This window comes from Aeromonas sp. TS_SC_11 (genome assembly GCF_057318915.1).
Genome location: NZ_CM170470.1, coordinates 1,417,501 through 1,440,909, shown reverse-complemented (window position 1 = coordinate 1,440,909; position 23,409 = coordinate 1,417,501). Strand labels below are relative to the sequence as shown.

The following is a 23,409-nucleotide window of genomic DNA, read 5'->3' as shown; positions in this document are numbered from 1 at the left end:
AACAAAGGCGACGGGATTCGGCGAGCGTCACAGACCGCTCGCCGCAGGGGATCACCCGTGGTTGCAGATCTTGTCGGCGTGGGTCTGGAAACCCTGCTCCGATTCGATGAATTTGCCGCGCTGGGCCAGGAAGGCGATCAGCGCATCAGCATCCATCTCGCTGGCGCTGCAGGTATGGAAACGGGCGTCGGCACCAAAGCGCGCATCGATCGCCTGCTTGAGGCTGGCCCGGGTAAATTGGCCACCCTGTGCCAGCATCATCTCCATCACCTCGTGACCGTGTACCGATTGAGTCATTGCAAACCTCTTTAATAGACATATTTGATGTCCATTAAATCCCGCACCGCCGCTGACGACCTTGATATAGGCCAATAAATTGCCGATTTCCCTCATAGCAAGCTGGTCGTGAGTACCGCTTTGTCGATAATGTGGCAACCTGACAAGGGGATGGCTACACTAACGCCCCTTTTTGCCATCGCAGACAGAATATAAGGACATTGGCGTCATGCTGTTCCATGGATTGGCTTTCAAGCCCTGGCGGATCTGGACCCGCCGTCCCCTCTGGTTGAAAACCCTGATCGGCATGTTGACGGGGATCGGGCTGGGACTCGGCTTCAGTGAGCAGGCGTTGCAGCTCAAGCCCCTTGGCGTCCTGTTCGTCAACACCATACAGATGCTGATGGTGCCGCTCATCTTCTGTTCTGTCATCGCCGGCCTCACCTCCCTGCTCAAGGGCAAGAGCCTGGATCGGATCGGCAGCAAGGCCATAGGCCTCTATCTCTTTTCCACCGCCATCGCCATCTGCATCGGTCTGATGATGGGCTGGCTGCTGGAACCCGGCATGGGCGCCAACATGGGGCCCTATGAGCGGGTCGGCATGGCGGAACAGCCAACCCTGGCCAGCGTGCTGAGCCATCTGGTACCACGCAACCCTGTGCAGGCCATGGTGGATGGCAAGATACTGCAGGTGATCGTTTTTGCGGTCGCCCTCGCCCTCGCCCTCAACGCCACAGGCCGACGCGGTCGCCCCGCCATCCTCTTCTTTACCTCGCTGGCGGAGGGAATGTTCAAGCTGACCCAGATGGTCATGGCGCTGGCGCCCTACGGGGTCTGCGCCCTGATGGCCTGGATGACAGGCAAATACGGGGTGAGTCTGCTCTTGCCGCTGCTCAAGGTGATCGGCGCCGTCTATCTCGGCTGCCTGCTCCATGTGCTTGGCGTCTATAGCAGCCTGCTCATCCTGCTGGCGCGGCTCAACCCGCTGCACTACTTCAAGAGCATCGTCGATGCCCAGGCCGTGGCCTTCACCAGCAGCTCCAGCAGCAGCACACTGCCCATCAGTCTGGCCTGCGCCGAGAAGCGGCTCGGGGTCTCACCCGCCATCACCGCCAAGGTGCTGCCCATCGGCGCCACCATCAATATGGACGGCACCGCCCTCTACCAGGGAGTCACAGCCCTGTTCGTGGCCCAGGCATTTGGCGTGGATCTGCACATGGTGGATTACCTGACCATCATCAGCATCGCCACCCTGGCCAGTATCGGTACCGCAGGCACACCGGGCACTGGGCTCATGTTGCTGACCCTGACGCTTACTGCGGTAGGGTTGCCGCTGGAAGGGGTAGCCCTCATCGCCGGGATCGACAGGATCCTCGACATGGCGCGTACCACGGTCAACGTGTCCGGCGATATTCTGGTGTCCGTGCTGATTGCTCGCAGCGAGAAGGAGCTGGATCTGGCGACCTATCACGACGCCAGCGCAGGAGATGATATCGACTTCACCCTGCGCTGAGGCAGGGTGAGGGATTAACTATCGTGGGGATCGTGATGACAGCGCCAGCAGACCTCAAAGTTGGCGCCGTTCTCCTCCCCGCACTGACCGCAGAGCCAGCCATTGCCCTGGCGCTGCTGATAACGTTCGATGACCCGTCCTGCCTTGCTGCGATCCTGCTCGCGCACCATCAGGGTCACCTGCAACAGATCCACCGGCAGCTCGCCCAGCGCCCCCGACAGGGCCTCGCCGTTGAGTCGCACCAGTACCCCTTCCACTTCCAGCGCCCCTTTCAGGGCATGGGCCTCCAGCGAATGGGAAGCCCGATAAAGATTGATCCATTGATCCATGCCTTCCCCCTGCAACCGCTTGTTGATGCCATGTCTAGCTGACACCATGCCCCTCTTCCATCCTCGGGATCGAACCTGGATCCCATGATCCATGGCTTCCCCGTCCCCTGACCTGCCTGTCACAGCAAGTTGTCTATCCCGTAATCGGCCCCCTGCGCCACCATAAAATCGATAAAGGCCCGCAACTTGCGCGGCATCAGCCGCCGCTCCGGGAACAACAGATAAATCGGCACCTTTGGCTGCTGCCACTCGGGCAGCAGGGGCACCAGGGCGCCGCTGGCAAGCTCCTCATGGCAAAGCATGGCAGGCAGGGAGGCGAGCCCGAGCCCCGCCTTCGCTGCCTCTCTGGCACAGGTTATATTATTAACCCTAAAGCGGGAGGGAGGGTCAACCAGCACCTCTCTTCCATCCAGTTCGAAGCACCAGTGCGAAGCCAGAAACCCGCTGCTCACCGCCACCCTTTCATGGCGCACCAGATCCTCGGGATGAGTGATGGCCGGACTGCGGGCCAGATAATCCGGGCTGGCACACAGCAGCCGTTCCGTGCTCCACAGCCGCCGCGCCGCCAGGTTGGAATCGCTCATGTCGCCGATGCGCACTATGGCGTCCAGCCCCTCGTTGATGGGATCCACGATGCGATTGGTCAGCTCCAGCTCCACCTGCAGCCCCGGATAAACTTGCAGAAATTTGGCCACCAGCCGACCCACCACCAGCTGCCCCGTCTCGATGGGTACCGCCAGCTTGAGAATGCCGGTCACCTCCTGCTGGCTGGCGCTCACCATCAGCTCGGCCTGAGCCAGCTCATCCACTGCCTTGCTGCAGCGCAGATAGTATTGCTCACCGGCCTCGGTCAGGGTGAGCTGACGGGTTGAGCGGTAGAGCAGTCGTACGCCGAGGCGCTGCTCCAGCTCTGCGATACGGCGACTCACGGTCGCCTTGGTCATGCCCAGATCCTGGGCAGCCCCAGTAAAGGAGCCCTTGTCGACGATCCGCACCAGGATCAAGGCAGCGTTCAGATCCATTGTTGCACCAGTGAAACTGTATATCTCATTAATGGATACTAATCGAAACAGTTGGCCAGTGTTAGCCTGCACTGCTTAAGTTCAGGAATCCCCAAAATGAGCCAACACAAGAAAATCCCCCTGCTGGCCGCCATGGTGCTGGCCCTGCTCGGCCTGCTGTTCGCCGGTTACTGGTATCTGCATGGCCGCTATTTCGAGAGTACCGACAACGCCTACCTGCAGAGCGAAGTGACCGGGATCGGATCCAAGCTGCCCGGCTACATCAGTGAGGTGCTGGTCACCGACAACCAGGCGGTGAAGGCCGGTCAGCTGATCGCCCGACTGGACGATCGGGAGTACAAGACCAGGGTGGCCGAGGCCGAGGCCGACCTGCACCTCAATCAGGCGACCGCCGAGAATCTGGCCGCGACCCGGACCCAGCAACTGAGCCTGATCCGTCAGGCCGAGGCCAAGGTCGCCTCCGCCAATGCCGAGCAGGTGCGCGCCAGACAACAGGTGCAAAGGGTAAGCCAGCTCAACCAGCGCCATTACAGCTCGCAAGACAGCCTGGATGAAGTGCGGGCCGGACTGCAAGTCAATCAGGCGCAGGAACAGGAAGCCAGGGCAGCCCTGCAAGCCGCCCGTGAACGCCTGCTGGTGCTGGATGCCGAGGCCAAGCAGAATCAGGCCAGGCTGGCATTGAGCGAGGCGCAACTGGAACAAGCCAGACTGGAGCTGAGCTATACCGAGTTGCGGGCACCGGCTGACGGCATCATAGGAAAACGCAGTCTGCGGGCAGGGCTCTACGTTCAGTCCGGCATGCAGGTCGCCAGTCTGGTGCCACTGCAACAGGTGTGGGTCGAGGCCAATTTCAAGGAGACCCAGCTGCACCATATGCAACCGGGCCAGAAGGTCAAAGTGATCCTTGACGCCTATCCGGATCAACCGGTCGAGGGGATCATCGACAGCCTGGCCCCCGCCACCGGCGCCAGATTCGCCCTGTTGCCACCGGAGAATGCCACCGGCAACTTCACCAAGATAGTGCAGCGGGTACCGGTCAAGATCCGCATCCCCGAGCCGGGTGCCCTGGCAGGCAAGCTGCTGCCGGGCCTCTCCACCGAGGTGATAGTGGATACCCGTGATCCTGCCGCCCTGGTGGCAGCCAACTGATGGAACCCATTCCACGTCGCAACTGGATCGCCGTCATGGGGGGCCTCATTGGCGCCTTCATGGCCATCCTCGACATCCAGATCACCAACGCCTCCCTGAAGGATATTCAGGGGGCCCTGTCGGCCACCCTGAGCGAGAGCTCCTGGATCTCCACCTCCTATCTGGTGGCGGAGATGATCGCCATTCCCCTGAGCGGCTGGCTGAGTCGGGGTCTGAGTGTGCGTCGTTACCTGTTGTGGACCACGGGGGCCTTTATCGTCGCCTCCGTGCTCTGCTCGTTCAGCTGGAACCTCACCAGCATGATCGTCTTCCGGGCGCTGCAGGGTTTCACCGGCGGGGCGCTGATCCCCATGGCCTTCTCCCTCATCGTCAGCCTGCTGCCACTGCACAAGCGAGCGACCGGCATGGCACTGTTCGGCCTCTGTGCCACCTTCGCCCCCGCCATAGGTCCGACTCTGGGTGGCTGGCTGACGGAGCAGCTCTCCTGGCACTACATCTTCTACCTGAACGTACCGCCCGGCCTGCTGGTAATGGCCATGCTGGCCCATGGTCTGGACAAGAAGCCGGTCGACTGGACCGTGATCAAGCAGGTGGATCTCATCGGCATCATCACAATGGCGATGGGACTGGGTCTGCTGGAAGTGGTGCTGGAAGAGGGCAACAGAGAGGACTGGTTTGGCTCGAGCTTCATAGTGCGGCTCACCGTCATCTCTGTGGTGGCCCTGGTGTTCTTCGTCATCAGCCAGCTGCTCAGACGCCATCCGCTGGTCAACCTGCGGCTGCTGCACAACCCGCGCTTCGCGCTGGCCTGCTTTGCCTATCTGGTGCTCGGCATGGCGCTGATGGGCTCCATCTATGTGCTGCCGCTCTACATGGCGCAGATCCACAACTACAACGCGCTGGAAATCGGTGAGGTGCTGATGTGGATGGGGCTGCCCCAACTGCTGGTGTTACCGCTGGTGCCCAAGCTGACCCACAAGATAGACCCGCGCTATCTGGTGAGCTTCGGTTTTCTGGTATTTGCCATCAGCTGCTTCATGAACATGAACATGAGTGCCGACTACGCCGGCCCCCAGCTTATCCAGTCGCTGATAGTGCGGGCCCTGGGTCAACCCTTCATCATGGTGCCGCTCTCTCTGGTGGCGACAGCCAGCCTGAGTCACGACGAGATCCCCTCCTCCTCGACCCTGCTCAACGTGCTGCGCAACCTGGGGGGTGCCTTTGGCATCGCCATCATAGCGACCCTGATCGACAACGACACCCGCGTCCATGTCAGCCAGATCAGCAGTACGCTGGCCGCCAGCAGCATCGAAGGGCAGAGCTACCTGCTGCAGCTGGCCCGGAGCATGATGGCGCAGGGCTCGGGTCCCGAGCTGGCCCAACAGCAGGCCCAGGCCATGCTGTCGAACACCATCAGCCGCGAGGCGGCCATCATGGCTTACAACCAGGTGTTCTACGTGATGGGGATCTTCCTGCTGATCGCCAGCGCCCTGATGCTGCTGCTCAAGCAGCCAGCCCCCAGAGCGGCCGATGCCGAGCCGCTCGAGGCATAGCAGAGGCGTAAAAACAGACACAAAAAATGGGCCAACAGGCCCATTTTTCTTGCTGGTGATCAGCTGCCCGTCAGCGAACCTGAGGGATCAGGTGCAAGTGACGAAAGAGACCGGCGCTTCTTCACCCCGCCAGGGAGGCTGCGATCAGAAACTGGGCCGCGAAGTAGCTGCTCATGATCCAGGCCGTGGCATGAGGAAAGGGACGCCGGAATCTGTCCAGCGCCAGCATGCTGTCGGAAAAGAGGAACATCAGTGCCCCCACCAGGGCGGCGGCACTGCCCGCGGTCAAGGAGGCGTGCCAGGCACCGGCGGCCACCCAGGCCATGCCGATGATCACCAGCATGTAGCAGAAGACGGGGATCTTCATCTCCCCCAACCGGCCCCACAGCAGGCCGAATACCATGCCTGCCACCAGCAGCAGCAAGAGACCATCCACCAGGTTCAACACCAGGGGTCCCTGGGCAAAGCCGACTATGTAGCAAAGGTGTGCGACAAAAAATGCCGCCAGTCCCTGAATGAAGCGATCCCTTGGCAACATCAGCAGTACGTCACCGGCCAGCGACAGGCAGAGCCCGAGCAGGATCCAGGCGTGTGAGCCGTCATGGTCATCGCTCTGATAGCCAAACGCCAGCGCTATGATGAACAACATGGTCAGCGGCTTGCTGATATAGAACTGACGGGAGTCTGAGCCGTAGGCCGCACGAATGTGCCACCAGCCCGATGCGATGATCAAGAAACTCAATAACATGCCCTGCTCCTCACGTGTTGCTCGCAGTCATACGGCAACATCTTCTGACTGGCAGCAGAGTAGCAAATTCCCTCGGCCAGTGGCAGGGGAGCTCAGCAAATGAGCAGCCTACGCCTAAAGTCTAATTGCCCGCTAGCCCTGGTCAGGGCATAAGGAAGGGTCTGGAGGATCACCATGGAAGACGAAATGAAAAACTATCTGCCCGCTATCGATATCATGATGTGCCATCTGGGGATCAGCTTCGAGCAGGCCTGCGAACAGCTTGGTCTCAGTCCGCAAGAACAGCAGGCGCTGGATCAGTTGCAACAGCAGGCTCAGTCAAACTAGCCCTCCCTCACGATGTGCCGTCTGGGACTAGCATGCGAGCTGCCGGGCCTCAGTTTACTGGCACAACAGACCCTGAGCCTGCTGCAGGAACAGGATCCGCAAGAATAAGCCCCGATTGGGAAAATAAAAACGGCGCCTTGATGGCGCCGTTTTTATTAGCATTTTTTATTGGTGAACCACACGTCGCCGTTGCAGCCAGACGATCAGCCCGAACAGCAGGAAGCCCGGGAACCACATCAGCTCCTTGGACCAGCGCTCGGTAGGTGCCTTGACGGAGAGGATCTCCTGGTCAAACTCCATGCCGGCCACTGCCGCCGGGCTGCCGAAGGTCACGCTGTCGATCAGGGTCTTGCCATCCTGCTCATAGAGCGTCAGCCCCAGATTCGCCAACCGCTCTTCACCATTGGCGCCATCCGGTACTGCAATCAACAGGGTAGACTGGCGAGCCTTGCCCACCCCATCCTCACCCTGGATCCGCAGCCGCAGCGTACTTTCCGCCTCGACCTCACCCATGGTCTGGGCAAGCTGGGCTGGCGGTGTACTGCGATAGGGATCGTGCACCATGTCCATCCAGAAACCGGGACGGAACAGGGTGAAGGCCACCAGCAGCAGCAAGATGTTCTCGTACCATCGACTCTTCACCAGGAACCAGCCCTGGGTCGCAGCGGCAAAGATCAACATGGCGATGGTCGCCACAATGAAGATCAGCACCCCATGGGCAAAGTCCACGTCGATCAGCAGCAGATCCGTGTTGAAGATGAACAGGAAGGGCAACGCCGCAGTGCGCAAGCTGTAGTAGAAGGCCGTGATGCCGGTCTTGATGGGATCGCCCTTGGAAACGGCAGCCGCCGCAAACGAGGCCAGACCCACAGGCGGCGTCACGTCCGCCATGATGCCGAAGTAGAACACGAACAGATGGACTGCTATGAGCGGCACTATCAGGCCGTTCTGCTGACCAAGCGTCACCACGACCGGTGCAAGCAAGCTGGACACCACTATGTAGTTGGCCGTGGTGGGCAGCCCCATGCCGAGGATCAGGCTCAGCAGGGCTGTGAGCAGCAGCATCAGCAGCAGGTTGCCCATGGAGAGGAACTCCACCAGATCCGCCAGCACCAGGCCAACCCCTGTCTGGGAGACAGCACCGACTATGATCCCCGCCGTGGCGGTGGCAATGCCGATACCGATCATGTTGCGGGCACCGGCGACCAGCCCTTCCCGCAGATCCACCATGCCATCGAGCAGCGAGCCGTAGTCATGCTTGCCATCGGTACGCAGCCAGTTGAGCAGCGGCCGCTGGGTCAGCAGTATGATGACCAGCATGACGGTGCCCCAGAAGGCCGACAGGCCCGGCGATAGGCGCTCCACCATCAGACACCACACCAGTACCACCACGGGCAGCAGGAAGTGCAGGCCGGAGAGCAGCACGGCGCGGGTGTTGGGCAGCTCGAGCAGCGGCTTGTCGGGATCTTCCGCCGCCAGCGGTTCATTGCTGGCAGCTATCTTCAACAGGCCCACATAGGTGGCAGCCAGCAGCAACGAAATGCCCGGCAGCGCATAGTCACCCAGCACGGGTTTGAGCCAACCCAGGCCGTAGTAGACCGCCAGCGACAGGCCGCTGATGAGGGCGGCGCCGAACGCGAAGCCGGTCAGCCGACGCAGCCATGGTTTCGGCTGATGGTTGCCGATGGGCTCCATGCCCAGCTTGAGCGCCTCCAGATGGACGATATAGAGCAGCGCTATATAGGAGATGGTCGCCGGCAGGAAGGCATGCTTGATGATCTCGACGTAGGGGATGCCCACGTACTCCACCATCAGGAAGGCCGCTGCCCCCATCACGGGAGGCATGATCTGGCCGTTGACCGAGGAGGCTACCTCGACTGCGCCAGCCTTCTCTGAACTGAAGCCCACCTTCTTCATCATGGGGATGGTGAAGGTGCCCGTGGTGACCACGTTGGCGATGGACGAACCCGAGATGAGACCGGTCAGGGCGGAGGCCACCACAGCCGCCTTGGCCGGACCACCGCGCAGGTGACCGAGCAGGCTGAAGGCGAGCTGGATAAAGTAGTGACCGGCACCTGCCCGCTCCAGCAGGGCACCAAACAGCACAAACAGGAACACGAAGCTGGTCGACACGCCGAGAGCTATGCCAAACACCCCTTCCGTGGTGATCCACTGGTGGTTAGCCAGGGCAGTGAAGCTCACGCCGCGGTGAGCCAGCAGACCCGGCATCCAGGGGCCAGCCAGGCTGTATACGAGGAACAGCAGGGCGATGACCGCCAGGGCGGGGCCCAGGGCCCGCCGTGCCGCTTCCAGCAGCAACGGAATGCCGATGCAGGCCGTGATCAGGTCCGAGGTGGTGAGGCTGCCAGGACGCAGGGCCAGCGCTTCATACATCACGAACAGATAAGAAGCCGCTCCGGCAGCAATCAGCCCCAGCGCCATGTCGCTGAGCGGCACTCGATCCCGGGGTGAAGTACGAAACGCCGGAAACACCAGATAGGCCAGCAACAGGGCAAAGGTGAGGTGAATGGCGCGGGTCTCGGTATCATTGAGCACGCCAAAACCCAGCATGAAGGGCAGTGGCGAGGCGATCCAGAGCTGGAACAGGGACCAGGCCAGCGCCAGGGCGGTAATGAGCCAGCCCATGAGGCCAAGCGGCAGACGAGCGCCCACATCCTGGGCGATCAGTTCCTCGGTAGAGAGTTGTTTATCTTGCATAGGGTTAACTTGTGCCAACGAGTACAACAAAAACGACACCCGCCGCCACAAACAGCGCAGCCAACGGGTGTCGAGGGAGTGACAAAGGCCCTTGGGCCCTCAATCAGAGCCAGCCGCGCTCTTTGTAGTAGCGAGCAGCCCCTTCATGCAGCGGTGCAGAGAGCCCTACCTTGATCATGTCGGCCTCTTTCAGGTCGGCAAAGGCAGGGTGCAGGCGCTTGAAGCGATCCAGGTTGTCAAAGACAGACTTCACCAGCTGATAGACCACTTCCGGATCGGCCTTGGCGCTGGTGGAGAGCACAGCCTTGCCACCGATGGACGGGGTCGGCTTGTCGCTGCCCTTGTAGAGGCCACCCGGGATCTCGGCCTTGGTGTAGTAGCTCTTCTCTGCCAACAGCTTGTCGATAGCCTCGCCGGTCACCGGCACCAGCACGGCATCCGTGGTGGTGGAGGCTTCCTGGATGGCACCGTTCGGGTGACCAACGAAGTAGCTCATTGCATCGATGTTGTTGTCACCCAGTGCAGAAGCCTGCTCCGCCGGTTTCAGCTCGGAAACCAGAGCGAAGTCACCCTTCTTCCAGCCCTTGACCGCCATGATCTCTTCCATGGTGTCACGCTGACCCGAGCCCGGGTTGCCGATGTTGACGCGCTTGCCCTTCAGATCGTCAAAACTGGCGATCTTGGCATCGCTGCGAGCCAGAATGGTGAACACCTCGCTCTGCAGGGAGAAGACGGCACGGATATCATCCATGGCCCCTTCGGTCTGGAAAGGGGGCAGCCCTTTCATCGCCTTGAACTGGTGATCTGACTGCATGATGCCGAAGTTGAATTCACCGCTGCGGATGCCGTTGACGTTGGCAACACCGCCACCACTGGCTGGCGCGTTGCACTTGATCTGGTGATCGGCAGCGCCGCGATTGAGGAAACGACAGATAGACTGACCCGCCACATAGTAGACGCCGGTCTGGCCGCCGGTACCTATGGTCACGAAGCGCTCCTGCGCTTGTACCTGGCCGCCAAACGATGCACCGACCAGAGCCGCCGACAGGGCGCACGCCAAGGATAATCCTTTCATGTTTTCCATCCTTTTCATTGATTTATCTCATCCGATTCCCGGATGAATGTACGACAACGCCCTGTTCTGCGCAGGGTTTGCCTAACTTGCCTCATGCAAGAAAAGGGTTGGGCAGCAACGCCATTCCCAAAAATCACCCTCTATCCTGCGGTGAGTTAACCAGCCTCGTGCCAGTTGAAGATAATTTGGCCCCTGAGGGGCCAAAGAAAAAGTTATAAGCACTCCGATTAAGCACATTCCGCCAACACAAATCAAACAAAATGGCAAAATGATGGAATTAAATATCGAAAATTATGACGTCGATCATTCATTTTTCTACCAAAGATTAATTCCATCTGCTACCTGATGAAAGCAATAGAAACCAACAGTGGATTCTTTTGTGGCCCTTGCAGTGCAAGGGCCTGTGTCATCTTTTCTCAGCTGCCGGCTTGGGCCAGATCCAGAATAAACGCGAATTCCAGCGCTATGTCCTCGTAAGCCTTGAAGCGACCGGATTTGCCACCATGGCCAGCATCCATGTCGGTATTCAGCAACAACTTGTTATCATCCGTCTTCATCTCGCGCAGTTTGGCGACCCACTTGGCAGGTTCCCAATACTGTACCTGGGAGTCGTGCAGACCAGTGGTGACCAGCAGATTGGGATAGGCCTGTGCCTTGACCTGATCGTAGGGGCTATAAGCCTTCATGTAGTCGTAGTAACGCTTCTGGTTCGGGTTGCCCCACTCGTCGTATTCCCCCGTGGTGAGGGGGATCGACTCATCCAGCATGGTAGTGACCACATCCACGAACGGCACCTGGGCGACCACGCCGTGATAAAGCTGGGGAGCCTGGTTGATGACGGCCCCCATCAGCAGGCCACCGGCACTGCCGCCCATGGCATAAACCTGATCTTTGGCGCCATACCCTTGCGCCACCAGCGCCTCGGTGACGTCGATGAAGTCGTTGAAGGTATTCTGTTTTTTCAGCAGCTTGCCATCTTCATACCAGTGACGGCCCAGCTCCTCGCCCCCTCGTATATGGGCGATGGCATAGACGAAGCCTCTGTCCAGCAAGCTCAGACGGGCGGTGCTGAAGTCGGGATCCATGCTGGCACCGTAAGAGCCGTAGCCGTACACCAGCAGCGGGTTGTGGCCGTTTTTCTTGAACTTGTCCTTGCGATAGACCAGTGACACCGGCACGGACACGCCGTCACGGGCCGTGATCCAGAGCCTCTCACTGGCATACAGTTGTGCTTTGAAGCCCGCCACCGGCTGTTGCTTGAGCAGGGTGCGCTTGCCGCTCGTCATATCCAGCTCATAGGTGGATGCGGGGGTGGTCATGGAGGAGTAGCCATAGCGCAGGGCGCTGGTATCCGGCTCCGGGTTGTAGGCAAGCCAGGTGACATAGGCGGGATCGTCGAAGGCGATCTCCTTCTCCTCGCCGCTCTGCCAGTTGATCTGGCGCAGCCGGGTCAGGCCCTGGTTGCGCTCCTCCAGTACCAGCCACTCCTTGAACAGGGCATAGCTTTCCAGCAGTACGTCCGGATTGGGAGCTATCACAGATTTCCAGCGATCGACCGGGCTCTCTTTGGTCTCGTACAAGCCGAAATTCTTGCCGTCCTTGTTGGAACGCACATAGAAGCGGCCACGGTAGTGATCCAGGCTGTATTCGTGATCCACCTGACGGGGCAGGAACAGCCGCGGCGCCTGGGTCGGCACGTTGGCGTCGATGAGACGCGCCTCGCCCGTTGTGGTGCTGGAAAGGGCGATGACGATGAAGTCTTCCGAGGTGGTGGCATAGAGGCTGACGTAGAAGGTGTCGTCTTTTTCCTCATACACCAGGGTGTCTTTCGCCGGATCCGAGCCAAGCTCGTGGCGATAGACCTGATAGGGGAGCAGTGTCTTGGGATGCTTGCGCACGTAGAACACCGTCTTGCTGTCGTTGGCCCATACCAGATTGCCAGAGGTATTTTCCAACTTGTCGCCGGCCCACTGGCCGCTCTCCAGATCGAGGAACTGGATCTGGTACTGACGACGAGAGAGGAAATCTTCCGCCACCGCCAGCCAACGGTTGTTGCGGCTCACCTCCAGGGCGCCCAGGGCATAGAACTCGTGCCCTTCGGCGCGCTGGTTGCTGTCGAGCATCACATCGGCGTGCTTCTCCCCGACCCGGGTGCGGGAGTAGATGCCGTACTCCTTGCCCGGCTCATAACGGGTCTGATAACGGTAGCCATTCTTCACATAGGGCACCGACTCATCCTGCTGGGGAATGCGGGCCACCATCTCTTTGTAGAGTTGATCGCGCAGCGGCTGGGTCGGCTTGAGCATGGCATCGGTATAGGCGTTTTCAGCCTTGAGGTAGGCCAGCATCTCGGGGTTCTGGCGCTCGTCATCCCGCAGCCAGTAGTAGTTGTCGACCCGGGCATCCCCGTGTTTTTTGATGGTATGAGGATGTTTGGCGGCCACGGGAGGCTGGATCAGGGTGTCACTTGTGGGCATGGCGGACTCATCATTGGCATATGAACAGGGGACGGCGGCCAGACAAGCCAGCAGCAGAAGCCCTCGGGAAAAGGTGAACATCTCGCATCCTTTGCGCTTTAAAAGGGTTGGCAAACCTGAGCCTTGGCTCCTTGGTGTGGCCAACAATCTGCCCCTTGTCGCCCCCAGTTGCAAGTTATCAGCGCAAAACCCGCCAGAACACGTAAAAGGGCCACTGTCTCGCGACAGTGGCCCTCAAACCTGACCATGAGCGACACGGATTCGCTCAGGTGTGCCTCACATGATGGAGTTGTGTCTGCTCATGACCAGTTTGCGTCAGCCGGGATAGCTCGACCAGGTCTTGGTCGCGCCCTCATGACTGATGCTCAGCACCTGATAGGGCTGACCCGGTATATCCATGCCTGGCGCACTCTGGGGCATGCCCGGAATGGTCAGGCCGCGGATCGCCGGTTTTTCCTTGAGCAGCTTCTGCACGTCGGCAGCGGGTACATGTCCCTCCACCACATAGCCATTGACCACACCCGTATGGCAGGACGCCAGCTGCGGAGTGATGCCGTACTGCTGCTTGATGGGTTCAAGCTGCTCGGTTTCGACGACCTTGACCTTAAAGCCGTTCTCTTCCATGTGCTTGATCCAGGTCTTGCAGCAGCCGCAATACTGGGACTTGTAGACAGTCATCCGCTCCGCAGCCAGGGCGGAGAAGCTGACACTGCCGGCCAGCAGGGCCAGTAACAGGGACTTGTACATGACTCACCTCGGATAAGAAGAAATACCCAAAAAAATGGGGAAACTCGACTCAACCGGGATGACGAGGAGGACGCTCCAGCCGCTCGGGCGGCGCATCCGGCGTATACAGGGAAGGGGAAATAAACTCAGGCCTGTCAGGCTCCAGCACGGCCACCGTCAGGCTGTCGCTGGTGAGCACCGTCATGGCGAGCGCCGCTGTAAAGCTGCCACACGGCATGGCCTTCTCCAGGGTACGCTCGCTCTGGCTGCAATGGGGGGTCAGCGTACAGAGATCGGTCGCCGCCCGGCTGCCAAACGACATCAGCACCATCAGCAGACTCCACAAGGGGAGCCAGCGGCGGGCGCGAGCGAGTTGGCGACGGGTCAGAACCATGACATGACTCATTAAGCAGAAGAGCCCTATGGTAACCTCTGGCCCAGGGGGAGGGTCAAGCCCTCCCCTCCATGGTTCGCGGGATGTAAGTAGTCTGGCGGGGCGCGATTCACCCACGGATCCCCGCGTCCGGCGTAACGGGACCTGATCCCGGAACTGGCGGGCCATGGCACTTCTTGATAACGTCACCGCTCAATGCATCTTCATTTTCGCCAGTACTGGTTTTTGCCAGTACCAGGCTCAGTCTTCAGGTTATGACCCCATGAAACGCATTCTGGTTATCTTTTCACACCCGGCCCTGCAGAGCTCAAGAGCCAACAAGCAGCTGTTGCAGGCTATCGAAGAGCTGGAGGGCGTCACAGTTCACGACCTCTATCAGCACTACCCGGACATGTTCATCAATGTAAAACAGGAACAGGCCCTGCTGTCGGAACACGATATCATCGTCTTTCAACACCCCTTCTACTGGTACTCCTGCCCCGCCATCATGAAGGAGTGGATGGACCTGGTGCTGGAATACGGCTATGCCTACGGTCCCGAGGCCCATGCCCTCAATGGCAAGCAGTGGCTGAGTGCCATCACCACGGGTGGCGCCCCCGAGTCCTATTGCAGCGCAGGCTACAACAGCCGCCCACTGCTCGACTTTTTGCTGCCGTTCCAGCAAACGGCACAACTGTGCGGCATGACCTGGCTACCCCCGTTCGTGCTCCACTCCTTTCACAAGATCAAGGATCCGGAGGCATTGCGCCGCTGTGGCCAGGATTATCGCCAGCTGTTGTGTGCCCTGCGCGACGAGCAACTGACCCCCGATCAGCTCGCGGGGCAATCTTATCTGCGGGATCTGCTGGAGGTGCTCTCATGAAACACTGTCAGCTATTTGGCCGACTCCATGAGCTTGGCCAGACGTTTAAACGGAGGGCGGGCTGATGGGTCACGGATTACTGTTTGATGCGCTTATCTACCTCTCGGCGGCGGTGATCGCCGTGCCGCTGGCCAAACGCTGGGGGCTGGGTTCTGTGCTTGGCTACCTGCTGGCGGGCATCATCATAGGTCCCTTCCTGCTGGGGCTGGTGGGGGAGCAGAAGGATGTGATGCACTTCGCCGAGTTCGGGGTAGTGCTGATGCTGTTTCTGGTCGGGCTGGAGCTGCGCCCTGCCCTCTTGTGGCAGCTGAAGGGGCCCATACTCGGCACCGGCGGCCTGCAGGTGCTGCTCACCACAGGTGCCCTGACTGGCGTGGTATATCTCATCGGACTGCCCTGGCAGCAGGGACTGGCCATCGGCCTCATCCTGGCGCTCTCCTCCACTGCCATAGTGTTGCAGAGCCTGCAGGAGCGCAAACTGATGCAGAGCGAGAGCGGTCGATCCGCCTTTGCGGTGCTGTTGTTCCAGGACATTGCCGTCATTCCCATACTGGCGATCCTGCCGCTGCTCGCCGTAGCACCGGTGGCCAGCAATGGCAGTGCGGAGCTGGCTGGCTGGCAACACGGCCTGCTGGTGGTCGCGGCCATCTCCGGCATAGTGCTGGGCGGCCACTACCTGATGCGGCCCGTGTTTCGCGCCATCGCCCAGTCCCACATGCGGGAGATCTTCGTCGCCGCCGCCCTGCTGCTGGTGATCGCCATCGCAGTGCTGATGGAGTCGGTGGGGCTCTCCCCTGCCCTTGGCTCCTTCCTCGCCGGCGTGGTGCTGGCCGACAGCGAATATCGCCACGAGCTGGAGGCGGACATAGAGCCGTTCAAGGGCTTGCTGCTCGGCCTCTTCTTCATGTCGGTGGGCGCCGGAATCAACTTCAGCCTGTTTGCCGAACACCCCTTTCTCATCCCGGCGCTGGTGATCGGCCTGATGGCATTGAAATGGCTGGTGCTGATGGCGCTCGGCTTTGTCATTCGTATCTCGCCCAACCAGCGCTGGACCTTCGGGCTGGCGCTGGCACAGGGTGGCGAGTTTGCCTTCGTGCTCTTCTCGTTTGCCTCCCAGAACAAGGTGCTGCCTGGCGACACCATATCGCTGCTCACCCTGGTGGTGGCCCTCTCCATGGCGCTGACGCCGCTCTTGCTGATCCTCAACGATCGGGTGATCCAGCCCTGGTTCGATTACCGTACCCACAGCGATTCGCCGCAGCACGAGCAACCTGAATTGGTGGAGCACCCCGTCATCATCGCCGGCTTCGGCCGCTTCGGCCAGATAGTGGGGCGCCTGCTGCACGGCCACGGCATAGGCACAACCATACTGGAGCAGGACGCCAGTCAGATAGAGATGCTGCGCAGGTACGGCTATCAGGTGTTCTACGGCGACGCCAGCCGGCTCGATCTGCTGCATGCCGCCGGCGCCCACAAGGCAAAACTGCTGGTACTATCCATCAATGACCCGGCCACCTCGCTTGAAGTGATTGAAATGGTGAAGAAACACTTCCCGCACCTTAAGATACTGGCGCGTGCCCAAGACAGACCCCATGCTCACGAGATCCTGCGCCACGGCGTGGACAGCGTGCATCGGGAAACCCTGGGTTCCGCCGTGGATCTGGGGGTGGAAGCGCTGACCCAGCTGGGATTTCGGGCCAACCAGGCCTGGCGGGCGGGACAGACCTTCAAACAACACGACAACTGGTTGCTGCGGGAGCAGGCCAATTACCTGGACGACGAACACACCTACATCAACAAGAGCCTGCAATACAGGGACATCCTTTCCGATCTGTTGCAAGACGATCAGGAAGGACAAGAGCGTATTCACGCTCACAACTGGAACAGCGGTCTGCCCGACAACGACAAGGAAGCAATATGATTGCCTATTACCCTCTGCTCAAACACCTGCACATGACCCTCGCCATCGTCAGCCTGCTGCTGTTTGTCTATCGCTGGATGCTCTCTCTCAATGCCAGCCCGCGTCTGCAACAGCGCTGGCTGAAGATAGCGCCCCACGTCAACGACACCTTCTTGCTGCTGTTCGGAGTGCTGCTGGCTGTCACGTTGCAGATGAGCCCGGGTCAACAACCCTGGTTGATGGCCAAGCTGATCGCCCTGGTGGTCTACATAGGGCTCGGCGTCATGGCGTTAAAACGGCCTGCTCGCAGCCAGAGGCTTGTGGCGGGTGTCGCCGCACTGGCAGTGTTTGGTTACATGGTGGGAGCCGCCATGACCAAGTCGGCCTGGTCCTGGTTGGCTTGACGAGAATGTCCATCTGGTGGGGGGAGGCCATTCCCTCCACATCATCTTCTGCCCTTTAACGTGATTTCTATTTTTTCTTCTCCCTAAAAACCGCAAGACAGCACTTTAATTTTCGATTTTTTCATCAATTAAAAGCCTCAATTGCCACCCACCAAAACAGTAATCATATTTAATATCATGTAGTTAATGACGTTTGTATGAAAATGGCGACAGTTGTCGCAGCAAAACTTGCGACATAGACTGTCGCACGCCATGGCTAGGATACACTCAACGCTAAACCAGTGAAGGCATGCACCATGAGTAAGAAGCTGTTACGACAACTGACCTTGGCGCGTTGCATCCCGCACCGCCCTTACAAGCTGACCGCCAGCCAACTTCAGGTAAAACTGGAAGAGGAAGGTATCCATGTCAGTCTGCGTACCGTGCAACGGGACCTGGAAGAGATGTCCGGCATGGGGTTGTTCGACCTCACCTCGGATGAGCGCAGCAAACCCCACGGCTGGTGCTTTGAGCGCCATGGCCTCAACGACTTCGCCAATATCATGCCGTTGTCGCTGGCGGTGGCCCTGAAAACATGGAGTGATCAGGCAAGCCAACTGCTACCGGCAAGTGTGCTGACCGAATTGAATCCGCTGATCGACAAGGCCAGCCAGGTGATCCGCGACAGCCAGAGCGAACTGGCCGAACGCTGGCTCGAGAGCGTACATCAGTCACCGCGTCCGTTTGCCGGCAACCCGGAGATCCGTCGCAGCACCCTGATCCGCGATGCTCTCTGGCGTGGTCGCAAGTTCAGCGCCGAGATACAGCGCGTCATCAAGGAGCGTACAGTATGGCTCTGCTATGACCGCATCAATCCGCTCGGCATCCTGAATCAGGCCGATGGTCCGACCCTGCTCTGTACTTTGTCCGAGCTGGATCCCAAGGTATACGGCATCCCGTTCGATCACATCAAGGGCGTGGAACTGACCAACTTCAGCGCAACCCAGCCGAAGGATTTCAATATCCAGAAGCTGATCCGTGACCAGGGCTACCAGGACGTCAGCGGTCCAATCCGCTTTGTCGGTCGCATTGATGCAAACTGCCCGACCCTGGTCGATGGCCAGATCCCGGGCCACAACCCACGCATGACTCGCTATGACAAGCGCAGTGTCGTGGTGGAGACCGAAGTCCAGGACACCCCTGAATTTCGCACCTGGCTCAATAACATGAGCGGCAACCTGGAAGTGCTGGCGCCAGAGTCACTGCGCAAGGCATACCCGACACCAGGCAGCCGGGTTAGCTAATCCCAAAAAGCCGAGCTCAGCCTCGGCTTTTTGTATTCTTTTAAAGCATATCTATTCAACTAATTTTTAACTCTTGCCAGTTGAATTGAGCCGCTTTGTACCATCGTTTTCCCCCTGTTTTTGCGTGTGAGAGATCCGCCATAGTGGCTGTAAGAGGCCACTGTGTTGCACCGTACGCGAAGCCATCTTTGAATCAATATCCTTTCCTGTGAAACAAACTAAGATAATGATTATTATGGATTTATCTTGTTAATAGCCAAATTGGATCAGGCTGAGTCACAGAGATAAGAGCATGGCCTCCCTTGTTCCTCTGTGCGCTTCCCTTAATATGAGTCTCACAAGGACGAAGCTGGTTCGGCAGGATGCAGGAACAGCGCATAAACAGGGAATAATCCACAGGACGTGGTCAGGGATACCTCAGGATGAGGCAGGTAACCGGACGGTTATCAAACGGATTGAACAGGACACCACAGGATGTGGTTGCGGACACCTCGGGATGAGGCAGAGCAGTACGGATTACCGCTCTTCAGGAAGAACAGGACCTCGCCGGATGCGAGCAGGACAGCTTCAGGATGAAGCGAGATAGCCCGGATGGTTATCTGTCAGGACGACGCAAGGAACACCACAGGATGTGGTAAGGGACACCTCCAGGATGGAGAGAGTGCAGCAATCAGGAACGATTGCCAGACCAGGATGGTCACAGGACACCTCAACGGATTGGGAAGGGGATATTCCGAAGGATCAGGATAAAGTCAGGGATCGCAGGGAGCATTGCAGTTCATGGACTGGACTAGATGACTTGAGGGGACGGCAACTGCCGTCCCCTTTTCTTTATATGCATCTCTCAAGCGCCCTGCTGGCTCTTTCTGGCAGACCAACGCCTCCGGCCTTACATCACACTTCGTATCTCCCCATGGCTTGAGCGCTTTTAAACCTAGCCACCACCTTGCATAACGAGGCCAAGATATCCATCCAGCTGGTAATGCAATGGCAATCTACTAAAGCTCAAAGCTAGCTACTCCGTAGCCAGGAACACAAAAGACCTGCCCAAGCAGGAGGGCCTTGTTGTACTCGGCAAAAATGCACAAAAAAGCCCAGTCGTTAGACTGGGCTTCTCAATTTATTGGCAGGGCAGACGGGAGGACGCTGTCCGGCTCAAGCATAAGGGGGCGCAGGCAGGGACTAGGCTGCCAATGGCAAGGAGACAGCCAACGGCGAACATCCAGATGCCTCGGCGTGGAGAAAGGAAGAGGAGGTGGGTTATGGTGACCGCTGACTTTGCAGTTTCGGAAATGAAAAAAGCCCAGTCGTTAGACTGGGCTTCTCAATTTAGTGGCGGAGCGGACGGGACTCGAACCCGCGACCCCCGGCGTGACAGGCCGGTATTCTAACCAACTGAACTACCGCTCCGCTATTTGGCTAGCTTTTCGCTAAATCTTTTGCCGCTTATCAGAGGTGTCATCCTCTCGGCCAATCATGCAATGTCTGCACAACTGTTTAATTGGGTGCCTGGCAGTGTCCTACTCTCGCATGGCGAATGCCACACTACCATCGGCGCTACCGCGTTTCACTTCTGAGTTCGGCATGGGATCAGGTGGTTCCACGGCGCTATGGCCGCCAGGCAAATTCTTCAATCTGAGAAAGCTGACGTGAATAACGATTTGCCTGTTGGCTTCGCTATCACTGAATTAGGTAGTAGTTCTTCAATTTGCTACAAGCCTTAGAACACTTCTTGGGTGTTGTATGGTTAAGCCTCACGGGTAATTAGTATGGGTTAGCTCAACACGTCGCCGCGCTTACACACCCCACCTATCAACGTTGTGGTCTCCAACGGCCCTTTAGGACCCTCAAGGGGTCAGGGATGACTCATCTCAGGGCTCGCTTCCCGCTTAGATGCTTTCAGCGGTTATCGATTCCGAACTTAGCTACCGGGCAGTGCCACTGGCGTGACAACCCGAACACCAGAGGTTCGTTCACTCCGGTCCTCTCGTACTAGGAGCAACTCCCTTCAATCATCCAACGCCCACGGCAGATAGGGACCGAACTGTCTCACGACGTTCTGAACCCAGCTCGCGTACCACTTTAAATGGCGAACAGCCATACCCTTGGGACCGACTTCAGCCCCAGGATGTGATGAGCCGACATCGAGGTGCCAAACACCGCCGTCGATATGAACTCTTGGGCGGTATCAGCCTGTTATCCCCGGAGTACCTTTTATCCGTTGAGCGATGGCCCTTCCATTCAGAACCACCGGATCACTATGACCTACTTTCGTACCTGCTCGACCTGTCCGTCTCGCAGTTAAGCTGGCTTATGCCATTGCACTAACCTCCTGATGTCCGACCAGGATTAGCCAACCTTCGTGCTCCTCCGTTACTCTTTGGGAGGAGACCGCCCCAGTCAAACTACCCACCAGGCACTGTCCGCGAGCCCGATTCAGGGCCCTGCGTTAGAACATCAAACATACAAGGGTGGTATTTCAAGGACGGCTCCAGCGCAACTGGCGTCACGCCTTCAAAGCCTCCCACCTATCCTACACATGTAGGTTCAATGTTCAGTGCCAAGCTGTAGTAAAGGTTCACGGGGTCTTTCCGTCTAGCCGCGGGTACACCGCATCTTCACGGCGAATTCGATTTCACTGAGTCTCGGGTGGAGACAGCATGGCCATGGTTACACCATTCGTGCAGGTCGGAACTTACCCGACAAGGAATTTCGCTACCTTAGGACCGTTATAGTTACGGCCGCCGTTTACCGGGGCTTCGATCAAGAGCTTCGCTTGCGCTAACCCCATCAATTAACCTTCCGGCACCGGGCAGGTGTCACACCCTATACGTCCACTTTCGTGTTTGCAGAGTGCTGTGTTTTTGATAAACAGTCCCAGCCATCTGGTCACTGCGACTCCCAACTGCTCCATCCGCAAGGGACTTCACTGTCAAGAGCGAACCTTCTCCCGAAGTTACGGTTCTATTTTGCCTAGTTCCTTCACCCGAGTTCTCTCAAGCGCCTTGGTATTCTCTACCCGACCACCTGTGTCGGTTTGGGGTACGATGACTTGTAATCTGAAGCTTAGAGGCTTTTCCTGGAAGCAGGGCATCAATGGCTTCACCACCGTAGTGGCTTCGTCTCGTGTCTCAGTGTTGTGTCTCCGGATTTGCCTAGAAACACCACCTACGCACTTTCACCAGGACAACCGTCGCCTGGCCCACCTAGCCTTCTCCGTCCCCCCATCGCAATTACAAGTCGTGCAGGAATATTAACCTGCTTCCCATCGATTACGCCTTTCGGCCTCACCTTAGGGGTCGACTCACCCTGCCCCGATTAACGTTGGACAGGAACCCTTGGTCTTCCGGCGAGGAGGCTTTTCACCCCCTTTATCGTTACTTACGTCAGCATTCGCACTTCTGATATCTCCAGCATACCTCTCGATACACCTTCGCAGACTTACAGAACGCTCCCCTACCACTCATACATAAGTATGAATCCGCGGCTTCGGTGCCTGGTTTGAGCCCCGTTACATCTTCCGCGCAGGCCGACTCGACTAGTGAGCTATTACGCTTTCTTTAAATGATGGCTGCTTCTAAGCCAACATCCTAGCTGTCTGAGCCTTCCCACATCGTTTCCCACTTAACCAGAACTTTGGGACCTTAGCCGGCGGTCTGGGTTGTTTCCCTCTTCACGACGGACGTTAGCACCCGCCGTGTGTCTCCCGGATATTACTTACTGGTATTCGGAGTTTGCATGGAGTTGGTAAGTCGGGATGACCCCCTAGTCCAAACAGTGCTCTACCCCCAGTAGTATTCGTCCGAGGCGCTACCTAAATAGCTTTCGGGGAGAACCAGCTATCTCCGAGTTTGATTGGCCTTTCACCCCCAGCCACAGGTCATCCCCTAACTTTGCAACGTTAGTGGGTTCGGTCCTCCAGTTGATGTTACTCAACCTTCAACCTGCCCATGGCTAGATCACCCGGTTTCGGGTCTACACCTTGCAACTAGACGCCCAGTTAAGACTCGGTTTCCCTACGGCTCCCCTATACGGTTAACCTCGCTACAAAATGTAAGTCGCTGACCCATTATACAAAAGGTACGCAGTCACCCCGAAGGGCTCCCACTGCTTGTACGTACACGGTTTCAGGTTCTATTTCACTCCCCTCACAGGGGTTCTTTTCGCCTTTCCCTCACGGTACTGGTTCACTATCGGTCAGTCAGGAGTATTTAGCCTTGGAGGATGGTCCCCCCATATTCAGACAGGATGTCACGTGTCCCGCCCTACTCGATTTCACTTCAAGGTCGTTTTCATGTACGGGGCTATCACCCTGTATCGCTGGCCTTTCCAGGACCATTCCACTAACTTCCAAGAAACTTAAGGGCTAATCCCCGTTCGCTCGCCGCTACTGAGGGAATCTCGGTTGATTTCTTTTCCTCGGGGTACTTAGATGTTTCAGTTCTCCCGGTTCGCCTCGTTACACTATGTATTCATGTAACGATACCCAAGTTATCTTGGGTGGGTTTCCCCATTCGGAAATCTGTGAGTAATAGCGTCTCTTACCGACTTCTCACAGCTTATCGCAGGTTAGTACGTCCTTCATCGCCTCTGACTGCCAAGGCATCCACCATGTACGCTTAGTCACTTAACCATACAACCCCAAGAAGTGTC

At 58.3% G+C, this 23,409-nt stretch carries 17 protein-coding genes, 1 tRNA gene and 2 rRNA genes; 8 read left to right on the top strand and 12 right to left on the bottom strand.

Annotation, left to right across the window (positions count from 1 at the left end):
• Positions 1-51: 51 nt before the first annotated feature.
• The gene (locus AC1P02_RS06775; protein WP_043141360.1) at positions 52-297 is read right to left on the bottom strand and encodes a YecH family metal-binding protein; all 246 of its coding nucleotides are present in this window, start codon (positions 295-297) and stop codon (positions 52-54) included.
• A gap of 208 nt (positions 298-505) precedes the next feature.
• Here AC1P02_RS06775 and AC1P02_RS06770 point away from each other — a divergent pair, with 208 nt between their 5' ends.
• On the top strand, positions 506-1,789 hold the full coding sequence (locus AC1P02_RS06770; protein ID WP_017412345.1) for a dicarboxylate/amino acid:cation symporter: 1,284 nt from the start codon (positions 506-508) through the stop codon (positions 1,787-1,789).
• A gap of 14 nt (positions 1,790-1,803) precedes the next feature.
• On the opposite strand, the gene AC1P02_RS06765 is transcribed toward AC1P02_RS06770, so the two are convergent.
• Together AC1P02_RS06765 and AC1P02_RS06760 are read right to left on the bottom strand one after the other, a co-directional pair.
• On the bottom strand, positions 1,804-2,118 hold the full coding sequence (locus tag AC1P02_RS06765) for a putative signal transducing protein (RefSeq protein WP_042467471.1): 315 nt from the start codon (positions 2,116-2,118) through the stop codon (positions 1,804-1,806).
• A gap of 119 nt (positions 2,119-2,237) precedes the next feature.
• A complete protein-coding gene (locus AC1P02_RS06760; protein ID WP_017413013.1) occupies positions 2,238-3,140 on the bottom strand; it encodes a LysR family transcriptional regulator in 903 nt (300 codons plus the stop codon).
• Between the two features lie 96 nt (positions 3,141-3,236).
• Here AC1P02_RS06760 and AC1P02_RS06755 point away from each other — a divergent pair, with 96 nt between their 5' ends.
• A complete protein-coding gene (locus AC1P02_RS06755; RefSeq protein WP_096117695.1) occupies positions 3,237-4,289 on the top strand; it encodes an HlyD family secretion protein in 1,053 nt (350 codons plus the stop codon).
• Positions 4,289-5,842 carry a DHA2 family efflux MFS transporter permease subunit gene (locus tag AC1P02_RS06750; RefSeq protein WP_021140163.1) on the top strand — a complete coding sequence of 518 codons (1,554 nt, stop codon included), beginning with the start codon at positions 4,289-4,291 and terminating at the stop codon, positions 5,840-5,842. Before AC1P02_RS06755 ends, AC1P02_RS06750 begins: the two co-directional genes overlap by 1 nt.
• A 121-nt stretch (positions 5,843-5,963) precedes the next feature.
• Here the strand turns inward: AC1P02_RS06750 and AC1P02_RS06745 are convergent, their stop codons facing one another.
• A complete protein-coding gene (locus AC1P02_RS06745; RefSeq protein WP_005316484.1) occupies positions 5,964-6,590 on the bottom strand; it encodes a lysoplasmalogenase in 627 nt (208 codons plus the stop codon).
• A gap of 174 nt (positions 6,591-6,764) precedes the next feature.
• On the opposite strand from AC1P02_RS06745, the gene AC1P02_RS06740 reads away from it, so the two are divergent.
• Positions 6,765-6,917, top strand: coding sequence for a hypothetical protein (locus AC1P02_RS06740; RefSeq protein ID WP_005316486.1), 153 nt, complete (start codon positions 6,765-6,767; stop codon positions 6,915-6,917).
• A 165-nt stretch (positions 6,918-7,082) separates the two neighbouring features.
• Here the strand turns inward: AC1P02_RS06740 and AC1P02_RS06735 are convergent, their stop codons facing one another.
• The 5 genes from AC1P02_RS06735 to AC1P02_RS06715 all read right to left on the bottom strand — a co-directional run bounded on the left by AC1P02_RS06735 (position 7,083) and on the right by AC1P02_RS06715 (position 14,307).
• A complete protein-coding gene (locus AC1P02_RS06735; protein WP_155602181.1) occupies positions 7,083-9,635 on the bottom strand; it encodes a TRAP transporter permease in 2,553 nt (850 codons plus the stop codon).
• Between the two features lie 103 nt (positions 9,636-9,738).
• Positions 9,739-10,710: a TAXI family TRAP transporter solute-binding subunit gene (locus tag AC1P02_RS06730; RefSeq protein ID WP_021140159.1), complete on the bottom strand. Its 972-nt coding sequence runs from the start codon at positions 10,708-10,710 to the stop codon at positions 9,739-9,741.
• A 416-nt stretch (positions 10,711-11,126) separates the two neighbouring features.
• Complete coding sequence (locus AC1P02_RS06725; RefSeq protein WP_485184656.1) at positions 11,127-13,268, bottom strand: S9 family peptidase; 2,142 nt, start codon at positions 13,266-13,268, stop codon at positions 11,127-11,129.
• Positions 13,269-13,502: 234 nt separating this feature from the next.
• A complete protein-coding gene (locus tag AC1P02_RS06720) occupies positions 13,503-13,934 on the bottom strand; it encodes a DUF411 domain-containing protein (protein WP_485184654.1) in 432 nt (143 codons plus the stop codon).
• Positions 13,935-13,983: 49 nt separating this feature from the next.
• Entirely contained in the window at positions 13,984-14,307 is a 324-nt protein-coding gene (locus tag AC1P02_RS06715; RefSeq protein WP_021140156.1) for a hypothetical protein, read from the bottom strand.
• 262 nt (positions 14,308-14,569) lie between these two features.
• Here AC1P02_RS06715 and kefF point away from each other — a divergent pair, with 262 nt between their 5' ends.
• The 4 genes from kefF to AC1P02_RS06695 all read left to right on the top strand — a co-directional run bounded on the left by kefF (position 14,570) and on the right by AC1P02_RS06695 (position 18,756).
• Complete coding sequence (gene kefF / locus AC1P02_RS06710; RefSeq protein ID WP_096117690.1) at positions 14,570-15,169, top strand: glutathione-regulated potassium-efflux system oxidoreductase KefF; 600 nt, start codon at positions 14,570-14,572, stop codon at positions 15,167-15,169.
• Between the two features lie 64 nt (positions 15,170-15,233).
• A complete protein-coding gene (gene kefC / locus AC1P02_RS06705; protein WP_485184652.1) occupies positions 15,234-17,090 on the top strand; it encodes a glutathione-regulated potassium-efflux system protein KefC in 1,857 nt (618 codons plus the stop codon).
• Positions 17,087-17,473, top strand: coding sequence for a SirB2 family protein (locus AC1P02_RS06700; protein WP_256686741.1), 387 nt, complete (start codon positions 17,087-17,089; stop codon positions 17,471-17,473). Before kefC ends, AC1P02_RS06700 begins: the two co-directional genes overlap by 4 nt.
• A 296-nt stretch (positions 17,474-17,769) precedes the next feature.
• Positions 17,770-18,756 carry a helix-turn-helix transcriptional regulator gene (locus AC1P02_RS06695; RefSeq protein ID WP_005316508.1) on the top strand — a complete coding sequence of 329 codons (987 nt, stop codon included), beginning with the start codon at positions 17,770-17,772 and terminating at the stop codon, positions 18,754-18,756.
• A 1,333-nt stretch (positions 18,757-20,089) separates the two neighbouring features.
• Here AC1P02_RS06695 and AC1P02_RS06690 read toward each other — a convergent pair.
• From AC1P02_RS06690 to AC1P02_RS06680, 3 genes are all read right to left on the bottom strand, one after another.
• Positions 20,090-20,166, bottom strand: a tRNA-Asp gene (locus AC1P02_RS06690).
• Between the two features lie 97 nt (positions 20,167-20,263).
• A 5S ribosomal RNA gene (rrf, locus tag AC1P02_RS06685) occupies positions 20,264-20,378 on the bottom strand.
• 121 nt (positions 20,379-20,499) lie between these two features.
• Positions 20,500-23,389: ribosomal RNA gene (locus AC1P02_RS06680) — 23S ribosomal RNA — on the bottom strand.
• Positions 23,390-23,409: the final 20 nt, after the last annotated feature.